Annotated in this window: 9 protein-coding genes; 7 read left to right on the forward strand and 2 right to left on the reverse strand. The window is 60.9% G+C overall.

The window, feature by feature from the left end; genetic code table 11:
- The first annotated feature begins 197 nt into the window (after positions 1 to 197).
- The 5 genes from ING98_13195 to ING98_13215 are packed head-to-tail and all read left to right on the forward strand — an operon-like array spanning position 198 to position 6,927.
- Positions 198 to 2,354: a DEAD/DEAH box helicase family protein gene (locus ING98_13195; protein ID MCA3102823.1), complete on the forward strand. Its 2,157-nt coding sequence runs from the start codon at positions 198 to 200 to the stop codon at positions 2,352 to 2,354.
- Positions 2,355 to 2,393: 39 nt separating this feature from the next.
- Positions 2,394 to 4,043 carry an N-6 DNA methylase gene (locus ING98_13200; protein ID MCA3102824.1) on the forward strand — a complete coding sequence of 550 codons (1,650 nt, stop codon included), beginning with the start codon at positions 2,394 to 2,396 and terminating at the stop codon, positions 4,041 to 4,043.
- Positions 4,040 to 5,245 carry a restriction endonuclease subunit S gene (locus ING98_13205; GenBank protein ID MCA3102825.1) on the forward strand — a complete coding sequence of 402 codons (1,206 nt, stop codon included), beginning with the start codon at positions 4,040 to 4,042 and terminating at the stop codon, positions 5,243 to 5,245. Before ING98_13200 ends, ING98_13205 begins: the two co-directional genes overlap by 4 nt.
- Positions 5,246 to 5,257: 12 nt before the next feature.
- The gene (locus ING98_13210) at positions 5,258 to 6,061 is read left to right on the forward strand and encodes a hypothetical protein (protein ID MCA3102826.1); all 804 of its coding nucleotides are present in this window, start codon (positions 5,258 to 5,260) and stop codon (positions 6,059 to 6,061) included.
- Entirely contained in the window at positions 6,058 to 6,927 is an 870-nt protein-coding gene (locus tag ING98_13215; protein ID MCA3102827.1) for a DUF3037 domain-containing protein, read from the forward strand. Before ING98_13210 ends, ING98_13215 begins: the two co-directional genes overlap by 4 nt.
- A gap of 208 nt (positions 6,928 to 7,135) precedes the next feature.
- On the opposite strand, the gene ING98_13220 is transcribed toward ING98_13215, so the two are convergent.
- Positions 7,136 to 7,462 carry a hypothetical protein gene (locus ING98_13220; GenBank protein MCA3102828.1) on the reverse strand — a complete coding sequence of 109 codons (327 nt, stop codon included), beginning with the start codon at positions 7,460 to 7,462 and terminating at the stop codon, positions 7,136 to 7,138.
- Between the two features lie 73 nt (positions 7,463 to 7,535).
- Positions 7,536 to 7,913 (reverse strand): hypothetical protein, encoded by a 378-nt coding sequence (locus tag ING98_13225; GenBank protein ID MCA3102829.1) that lies wholly within the window; start codon positions 7,911 to 7,913, stop codon positions 7,536 to 7,538.
- A 209-nt stretch (positions 7,914 to 8,122) separates the two neighbouring features.
- Here ING98_13225 and ING98_13230 point away from each other — a divergent pair, with 209 nt between their 5' ends.
- Both ING98_13230 and ING98_13235 read left to right on the forward strand, forming a co-directional pair.
- Positions 8,123 to 8,713 (forward strand): phage tail protein, encoded by a 591-nt coding sequence (locus ING98_13230; protein MCA3102830.1) that lies wholly within the window; start codon positions 8,123 to 8,125, stop codon positions 8,711 to 8,713.
- A 152-nt stretch (positions 8,714 to 8,865) separates the two neighbouring features.
- Positions 8,866 to 8,991: tripartite tricarboxylate transporter substrate binding protein (locus ING98_13235; GenBank protein MCA3102831.1), on the forward strand; the 126-nt coding region annotated here is incomplete at its 3' end.

Consider the following 8,991-nt stretch of genomic DNA (forward strand, 5'->3'; position numbering starts at 1 on the left):
GTTGGGCCGTGCCGGGCTGAAACATGTCTCTTAAAGGACATGGCGGACCCTCGTCGAAATCGGGCGGTAGGTGCGCGCGGGAACCCGCTGCCGGTCGCGCCGGCCGAACGCAATCTATACTCCCGGCCTGACGGCGTCTCCCGGAGTCTCGGCATGTCCGGGTGCCGATCCTAGACGGCCACGCAACACAAGGTGACATGAGCAACGAAGCGTTCGCCCGCGTGAAGATCGACGCCCTGCTCGCCGCGCAGGGCTGGGACACCGTCGACACGAACGCCGTCCGCTTCGAGGTTCAACTGCCGGACGGTACCCGCGCCGACTATGTGCTGTGCGATCGGCACGGCCGGTCGCTGGCGGTGATCGAGGCGAAGCGGTATTCGGTCAGCCCGAACGACGCCGCGGCGCAGGCGAAAGCCTACGCCCTGCAACTCGGGGTCCCGTACGCCTTCCTGTCGAACGGTGACGAGGTGCTTTTCTGGGAGTGGGAGCGCGAGGCATATCCCCGGCCGGTGAAGACGATCTTCAAGCAGGACGACCTGGAGCGCCGAATCGCCACGTTGTCCGTGCGCCGGGATCCCGCCACGGTGGCGATCGACCGGCACATCGTCGAGCGCGACTACCAGATAGAGTGCATCGACACGCTCTGCCGGGAAATCGGCTTGGGCCGGCGAAAGCTGCTCGTCGAGATGGCGACCGGCACAGGCAAGACGCGCACCGCGGCAGCGTTCATCAAGCGTCTATTTGAGGCGAACGCGATCACCCGGGTGTTGTTCCTGGTGGACCGCATTCCGCTCGCAAAGCAGACCGAAGACGCGTTCGCCGAGCACCTTCCGGACTATCCGGCCTATGTGCTGCGCGCCGGCCGGCGCTTCCAGGACGAAAAGCGGATCACCATCACAACGCTGCAGAGCATGGTGAATCTGTACGCCGAGTACTCCAGCGGCTATTTCGATCTCGTCATCAGTGACGAGTGTCACCGCAGCATCTACGGCCAGTGGAGCGGCGTGCTCCGACATTTCGACGGCGTACAGGTCGGCCTGACAGCCACGCCATGCGTAGCCGATCCAGATAGCGGCGACGCTGACGACAAGGCTTTCGTGCGCGACACGCTCCGCTTCTTCGAGGTCGACGCGCCGACGTTCTCGTACAAGCTCAAGACGGCCATCCGCGACGGTCATCTCGTCCCGTATCAGATCTACAAAGCTCAGACCGTCAAGACAGCGGCCGAGGGTGGCTTCGAAGTCAAGAAGGCCGAGCTCGACTGGTCGGGCATGACTGCAGATACCCGGACCGAGCTGGAGAAGGTCTTCGGAGAACAAGCAGCGATCACGGTCGACCCTTCAGCCCTGGAGCGACGGTTCACCATTCCTGAGCGGAACCGCGCGATCGTGCGCGAGTACCGCCAAGTGCTCGACCACGGCTATGTCGACGGCAACGGGGTGTTGCGCAAGCCGCTGCTGGGCAAGGCGATCGTGTTCGCCGTAACGAAGAAGCATGCGGAAACACTGGCGCAGCTTTTCGACGCCGAGTTCGCGCATCTGAAACCCTCACCTGATGTGCGCTTCGCCGACTATGTGGTGAGCGGGCAGGGCGCCGATGATACCGTCGACGGTATGAGCAAAATCCGCCGATTCAAGAAGGAACAGTTTCCGCAGATACTGGTGTCGGTGAACATGCTCGACACCGGCTTCGACTGCCCCGAAGTCGTCAGCCTGGTTTTCGCGCGCTTCACTCGCTCGGCGATTCTCTACCAGCAGATGCGCGGGCGCGGCACGCGAAAGGCTCGCAACAAGCCTACTTTCACGATGTTCGACTTCGTCGGCGTCTCGGACTATCACGGGGATGACGACGACTACGCCCAAGGCGGCATCGTTGCCGCCAAGCAAGCGCGAAAGAAGTATGAGCCGCGGCGCCTGCTGGCGCTCGACATCGACGACCACATCGACCCGACCACGCGAGAGTGGATCACCGTCGACGAGGATGGAAACATGGTGTTCCCTGAAGCTTCGGAACAGCTGGCCGCTGAGTTGGGTACGCGGTTCGAGGCATGGCTACTGCAGCGAACCGATCTCGACGCTGGTGAAGAGTCCTGGCTTCGAATGATCGGGCATCAGTTCCGTGCAAACGCCGATCACTACGGCGGCCCCGATGCTGAGTTTTCGCTCGACCAGTTTGCCTTCCACCCGTTTTCGCAGCTCGGCGGTATGGCGCAGGCAATCCGGGTGTTTGGAAGCCAGAAGCGCCTGGCGGAAGTTATCGGAAGCCTGAACGAGCACATGTTTGCGTGGCAGTCGGACGGCGCCGATGAGGGCGCCGCCCGTTCCGGTGACTCGCCACATTCCGCATCACATTGACCGCGCATCGCCTTCCCATTCTGCAGAGCCAATGAACCTATGCCCCTGACACCCGAGATGCGTCGGTCGATCGACCAGATCCGCGACTATCTTTTCGGTGGCGGTTACCCGGATCCGGTGAGCAACGCCGAGCAACTGTCGTTTCTGTTCTTCTTCTATCTGATCGAGGGTATCGACGCAGAGAACCGCGCACGTGCGCGCTTTCTCAAGAAGCCGCACACGAGCCTGTTCGACGGAGCTTGGGAGCTGAAGAATCCGCTCAACGCTCCGGCGGGCGCGGCTGGCCAGGGCGTACAGGCGGGCGCAGCAAGCATCCCGCGAGACCGGTTCAGGTGGTCTATCTGGGCAAAAGGCATGTCCGGCGAGTCGCTCGTGCGTTTCGTACGCGACGAGGTGTTCGCCTTCTTCGCGGAGCTTGGACAGGGCGGAGCGACCAACTTCATGGCCGGCGCCCGTCTGACCATCGACGAGCCTACCGTACTGACTCAAGTCATCAATCTGGTGGATGGCTTGCGCCTCGATCAGGCCGATGCCGATACCAAGGGTGACCTGTTCGAGCATGTGCTGCGGCAGATCAAGCAGGCTGGCGAGCTCGGTCAGTTCCGGACGCCGAGGCATGTGATTCGTATCATCGTCGAGATGATCGACCCCAAGGTCGGCGAGACCATCTACGACCCGGCTGCGGGCACTGCTGGCTTTCTGGTGGCGGCATACAACCACATCCGCCTGGCCAACTCGTCACCCAGCGCGATAACCACCGCCGAGCTGGACGGCAAGCCGCAGCGCCGTGGACTGGGCGACAAGCTCTCGGCGGCACAGGTCAGCGCCCTGAATAGCGCAACCTTCTTCGGTAATGACGTCGACCCGAAAATGGTCCGGCTGGCCACTATGAATCTGACGCTCCGCGGCCTTTCCGATGTGCGCATCCAATTGCGCAACGTCCTGACTACGACGCAGGATGCCGAACGCAAAGCCGAGCTTGGACTCCCTGCCGAGGGCTTCCACGTCATCCTTGCAAACCCGCCGTTTTCCGGCCGTGTTGACCGCGACCGTATCGTGGAAGACGTGAAGGTCGGCACCACCACGGCGACCGAGCTGCTGTTCCTGAAGTACATGATGGACAGTCTTCGGCCGGGCGGTCGCTGCGGCGTAATCGTGCCAGAGGGCGTGCTCTTCGGCTCGACCGGTGCGCACAAGGAACTGCGCCGGCAGTTGATTGAGAACAACCGTGTCGAGGCCGTGCTCAGCCTGCCGGGTGGTGTATTCCAGCCGTACAGCGGGGTGAAGACGTCGGTGCTGTTCTTTCGCAAGGGCGGGCGCACCGAGCGAGTGCTGTTCCTGCACGCTGACGATGACGGCTACAAGCTCGATGCGAACCATGACACGTCCATCGAGGCCGACGACCTGCCGGGAATGGTGCGGGCGTACGCCCAGCGTGCATTGGTTGAGAGCAAGTGGGCAGCGCGTGACGCTGCGTCGAAGTGGGATGAGAAATGGTGGTTTGCCGACGCGGCGACGCTGCGGGCGACCGACTTCAATCTGTCGGCGGGGCGCTACAGGCCGATGAGCCAGGCGCAAGTCCAGCACCGTGATCCGCGCGAGCTGCTGGATGAACTCGCGTCAATCGAAGCGGAGATCACGGAGGAGGTGTCGGCGCTTCGCGCTCTTCTCGCCGAACAGTCGCGATGAGCGCGGCAAGCTTCAAACCACTCCGTGATCTTTGCGCCTTCAGGCACGGTGGCACGCCTCCTAAGTCGAATGCCCGCTTTTGGGCAGGCGACATTCCATGGGTGTCACCGAAAGACATGAAGCAGGCTGTCATCGACTGCACGACGGACTACATCTCAGCCGAGGCGGTAGAAAACTCAGCAACGTCGATCGTGCCACCCGGCAGCATCTTGCTCGTCGTTCGCTCTGGAATCCTAGCGCACTCGTTCCCGATTGCGCAGGTCGGAAGGCCAGTAGCGTTCAATCAAGACATCAAGGCGGCCACTCCCATCAGCGATGAGGTCGTACCAGACTATCTATATTGGTTTCTCCGGTCGGAGTCTTTGAATGTCGTTGCGCGTGGAGTCAAGAAAGGCGCAACGGTACATAGCGTTCAATCGGGATTCATCGAGAGCCTGATGGTTCCGCTGCACTCGCTCGAGGTGCAGCGCAGCATCGTCGACCTGCTTACCCGAGCCGAAGGCATCGTTCGTCTGCGCCGCGAAGCCCAGCAGACAGCCGCCGAGCTGATCCCGGCGATTTTCAACGATATGTTTGGCGACCCAGAAACTAATCCGAAGAACTGGCCAGTAGTGCCGATGAGGGAGCTTGTTAATTCGTTCCGGTACGGAACGTCACAGAAGTCTGGATCCGTCGGGATACCTGTCCTGAGAATCCCGAATGTCGTCGACGGTGCGATCGACATAACTGAGGTGAAGCTCGTGTCATTAAAGCCGGCTGAGCTTGAGCGTTTGCGACTGCTGGACGGCGACCTACTGTTTGTTCGGACTAACGGAAACCCAGAATTCGTCGGGCGGTGCTCGGTTTACGCCAGCAGAGTTTTGACCGCTGCTGGGCATGATGGCGGCGACTGCGTCTACGCGTCCTATCTGATCCGGGCCAGACTGGCAGACTCGCGCGTTTCGCCCGTGTTTTTGCAAGCGTACTTGTCTAGCGACCGAGGAAGGCGACTCTTGCGGGAGCGGGCGAAAACCTCGGCGGGGCAATACAACCTAAATGTCGAAGGTCTCGGATCGCTACCGGTGCCCGTGGTTCCAGGGGCATTGCAAAAGGCGTTTTGCGAGCACGTTCAGAGCATTAAGTCGGTCATGGAACGACAGGCTGATGCGTTGGCAAAAGCAAATGCATCTTGCAACGCTTTGCTCTATCGAGCTTTCAACTGAATCGACTCCCGAATGCTGGACACCCTTATCGCCACCCGCTTCGACCGTCGAATCACGAAAGGCCGAACTCGTCCATTCCTGCTTGAATGCGAGAACCGTGTCGGTCGCTCCGTGGCGGTGGTCGCGAAGTTTACGAGCGCGCAGTTAGCGGTAGAAGGTCTAGTCCGCGAAGCCTTCGGCGCGATGCTGGCGGCCGACCTAGGTCTGCCCGTGCCGGAGTGCTTTTGCGTGACCCTTTCGCCCGAGTTCGTGGCCGCCGTGTCGACCATGTATTCCGCTGATGGCGCGGCACTCGCGGCCGCTGTTCCCATTGGCTTCGGTTCCACAATGCTCCCCAACGGCTTTGCGGCCTGGATGCCAGAGCGTCGTGTGCCGATGTCTATGCAGCAGGCTGCGGCAGAGATATACGCGTTCGATCTGCTCATCCAGAACCCAGATCGCCGGCCAGAGAACCCGAATCTTCAGGTGAAGGGCGAGCGCTTTGCGATTTTTGATCACGAATTGGCTTTCGTCACCGAGGGCGTGCTGTTCTGGGCGCCGCCTTGGACGCCGGGTGCACTCAATGCGACGGGATCGGTCGGGACGCATCTGCTTTTTCCCTCGCTCCGCGGCACCCGCCCGGACCTGACACGACTCGCGACGGCGTGGGAGGCCATTGACGACGAGCGGTTGACCGCTTATCGGGCATCACTACCGCCGCAGTGGACCGCCAGCACGCAGGCGGCGCACACTGCCGATACGGTGATCGACTTCCTGCACGACCTCCGGCAACATATTGGCCCCGCCATGCGGGAAATCCTGAGGACACTGTCATGAGCAACAAGACTGCCTACACCTACACGGTGCTGCGCTATGTCCACGACATTGGCACCGGGGAGTTTCTGAACGTCGGCGTAGCTTTGCTGGTCCCGGAATGCCACTACGTCAATGCTCGGTGCCGGACCACATACAAGCGCTTGAAAGACGTCTTCCCGTCACTTGACGGTGATTCGTTTCGCTCAAGCATGCGCCATGTGACCCATGAGTTCGAATGGTTTCAGGCGGAACTGAATGCGGAAACCTCCGTGCAGGCCACTGAAACGGGCGTGATGCGCTTTGCACATGCCGTGCTCGGGGCCGACGACAGCTCACTGCAGTGGTCGCCAATGGGCGCAGGGCTTACAGCCGACCCCGGCGCGACGCTCGAACAGCTCTACGATCGTTTCGTGACTGCGCACGAACCCCGCGCGCAGGTGCCGCGGCGGCAGGACGAAGACGTCTGGAAGCGGTTCAGCCTGGAACTCGAAAAGCGGCAGGTACTGCCGCACTTTGTAAAGAAGACGATCGCCGTGGACGACGATCAAGTCGAGTTCAAGCACGCCTGGAAGAACGGTGCTTGGCATTGTTTGGCGCCGGTGTCGTTCGATCTCGCGTCGGCGGATTCGATACGGGACAAGGCGCATAAATGGCTCGGACAACTCACCAGCGTGGCCAAGGCTAAGGAAAAGTTCAAGCTGTACTTCCTCGTGGCCGAGCCCAGCCAGAAGGATTTGCGCCCCGCGTATGAATCGGCGTTAAGCATACTTGCGAAGTCATCCGTCGATCAGGAAGTCGTGCCGGAAACGGGGGCCAGTGAATTGAGTGAACGCCTTGCGAAGGAAGTCAGGACACACGAGAAGCTGCTGGGACGCCCGATGCATTGACCATGAAGGGCATTCGTGCGCGCAAAGGCCTGCCGGGGACCGGTGATGCCGGTTCGGCCCTCGTTCGATGATCGACGATCTGAACCGGAGTTCAGCTCGTGCGGCCATGCACTGGGGCTTTTTTCACCGAATTGCCGACCGGCAACGAGATGCTTGCCCGAATTCCATGACTGGCGAACTCAGGGGCCGAGTCCTGCGCGCGAGCATGCTAGAGGATCTCGACGGCTTCTCTTCGGAGCTTCTCCGCAACGCTCGCCCGCAGTTCGGCGAGCGTTTTCTTTTGCGACGGTAGAAACTCTGTCGCGAACCATTCGAGCCCGGAGACGATGTCGGCATCCTCTCCGATGCCGTAGCGCTCGACGGCGCCCGACATCTCGCCGACGAATGTCCAGCGCTCGCCGACTGCCTGCGTAACCTCGCAGCGCGCGACGTGCATCGCTGGCGCAGAACGATAGCCGGGTTCGTCAAAATACGAAGGTTCGATCCACAGAAAGCCCGTCGGCGTATCGAAGACGAACGCAGCCGGGCGCGCCATAGGCCGATCGGTGCCCCATCGTATGAAGACGATCCAGGCGGGGTGAGCGGCGGTTGCCTCCGAAAGCATTCATCTAGCCCCACTTCCGACGCTTCTTCGCGTAATCAAGATACATCTCGTGCATCGAGTCAACTTTTTTTTCTACGGCATCGAGTGGAACATCCGAGGCAAGTTCGCTGCGAGCCGCAAGATCGTAGAATTCGCCCTGCCTGACAATAAATGCAGGCGGCGGACCGCTTGCCAATGTGTTCCACGAAGGTTCAATTTCATAAAGATGCATCCCTGAAATTTTGAAGATGTTCGCAAAATCGCTGCGTTGAGCATCAGTGCTCATGTGGTCTCGTATGGACTTTGCAATCTCCCGAACCTTTTCTTGTTTTCCAGCTTCCCAGCCAAAATAGTAGCTCGCAGCGGCGGCGACTAAACCGAACGTGATCAGTAAGCCTTCCAAAGCGGTTCTCCTTGGGAATCATCGATTTCGCGGGACTTCGTCCTGCAAGGTCGCCGGAATGGATAGTTTGAACTTCCCACGTACCGATTGAAAAGGTGCAAAGGGCGCTCCGAGGGTTGACGGTTCGGCGGGTAGGTTGGGGGATAGCTGATTCAGAGGTTCTGTAACCCGCATGGATACTAGAGGGTTGACAGACACCCTCTCCGCCAATGGACTGGCAAACAAGCGCCTTCGGACGCTTTTTCGTTGGTACCATTTGCCATTCGGCAGAAGCGGTGTGTGCCGCGCTGGTTCCTTCTGGCTCATGGTTCTCGGTGAATGCGCAACACTTCGACCCCTACAAGAACTTCCATTTCCGGTTGAAGTGGGACGGCCGCTACGTGGCCGGGGTGAGCACGGTGTCGGCGCTCGAGCGCAGCACGGAAGTGGTCGAGCACCGCGAGGGTGGTGATCCGTCGACCGGCCGCAATCGCCCGGGCCGCGCGAAGTTCGCGGCGATAAGCCTGGAGCGCGGCGTGACTTGCGATGCCGAATTCCAACAGTGGGCGAGCAAGGTCTGGAACTTCGGCTCAGGTCCAGGCAGCGAAGTGTCGCTGAACGATTTCCGCAAGGACTTGATCCTCGGGGTCTACAACGAGGCCGGCCAGTTGGCGATCGCCTACAGGCTCTACCGATGCTGGGTCAGCGAGTACCTGGCGCTGCCCGACCTCGATACGAATGCCAATGCGGTGGCGTTCCAGAGCCTGAAGCTCGAGAACGAGGGCTGGGAGCGCGACTGCGACGTGCCCGAACGCGTTTGAACATACTATTCGCTGGCGATAGCCAACGAAAAAGTGGCGTCCGCCAGGGGAGCATGAGCATGGAACAGGCAGCTTTCGACGCGCAGTCACGTGTGGTCAACCGGCGCCGGCAGGCACTCGAGGGCTGGCGTGTGCCGGCTCTGGTCGCCTGCATGGTGGTGACGGGGCCTGCCTGGGCTCAGTCGTCGCCGGAGGCCTGGCCCTCGCGACCGGTACGCTTGGTCGTGCCCTACGCGGCGGGTGGTGCGACCGACGTGCTCGGCCGGCTGTTCGCGGCG

It is taken from the genome of Rhodocyclaceae bacterium (assembly GCA_020248265.1).
In the GTDB taxonomy this organism is placed as follows: domain Bacteria; phylum Pseudomonadota; class Gammaproteobacteria; order Burkholderiales; family CAIKXV01; genus CAIKXV01.

What these genes read in the sequence shown, in the direction of transcription:
- ING98_13195 (MCA3102823.1), top strand. Translation starts at nt 198, where the DNA reads ATGAGCAACGAAGCGTTCGCCCGCGTGAAGATCGACGCCCTGCTCGCC.
- ING98_13205 (MCA3102825.1), top strand. Translation starts at nt 4,040, where the DNA reads ATGAGCGCGGCAAGCTTCAAACCACTCCGTGATCTTTGCGCCTTCAGG.
- ING98_13210 (MCA3102826.1), top strand. Translation starts at nt 5,258, where the DNA reads ATGCTGGACACCCTTATCGCCACCCGCTTCGACCGTCGAATCACGAAA.
- ING98_13220 (MCA3102828.1), bottom strand. Translation starts at nt 7,462, where the DNA reads ATGGCGCGCCCGGCTGCGTTCGTCTTCGATACGCCGACGGGCTTTCTG.
- ING98_13230 (MCA3102830.1), top strand. Translation starts at nt 8,123, where the DNA reads ATGGACTGGCAAACAAGCGCCTTCGGACGCTTTTTCGTTGGTACCATT.
- ING98_13200 (MCA3102824.1), top strand. Translation starts at nt 2,394, where the DNA reads ATGCCCCTGACACCCGAGATGCGTCGGTCGATCGACCAGATCCGCGAC.
- ING98_13215 (MCA3102827.1), top strand. Translation starts at nt 6,058, where the DNA reads ATGAGCAACAAGACTGCCTACACCTACACGGTGCTGCGCTATGTCCAC.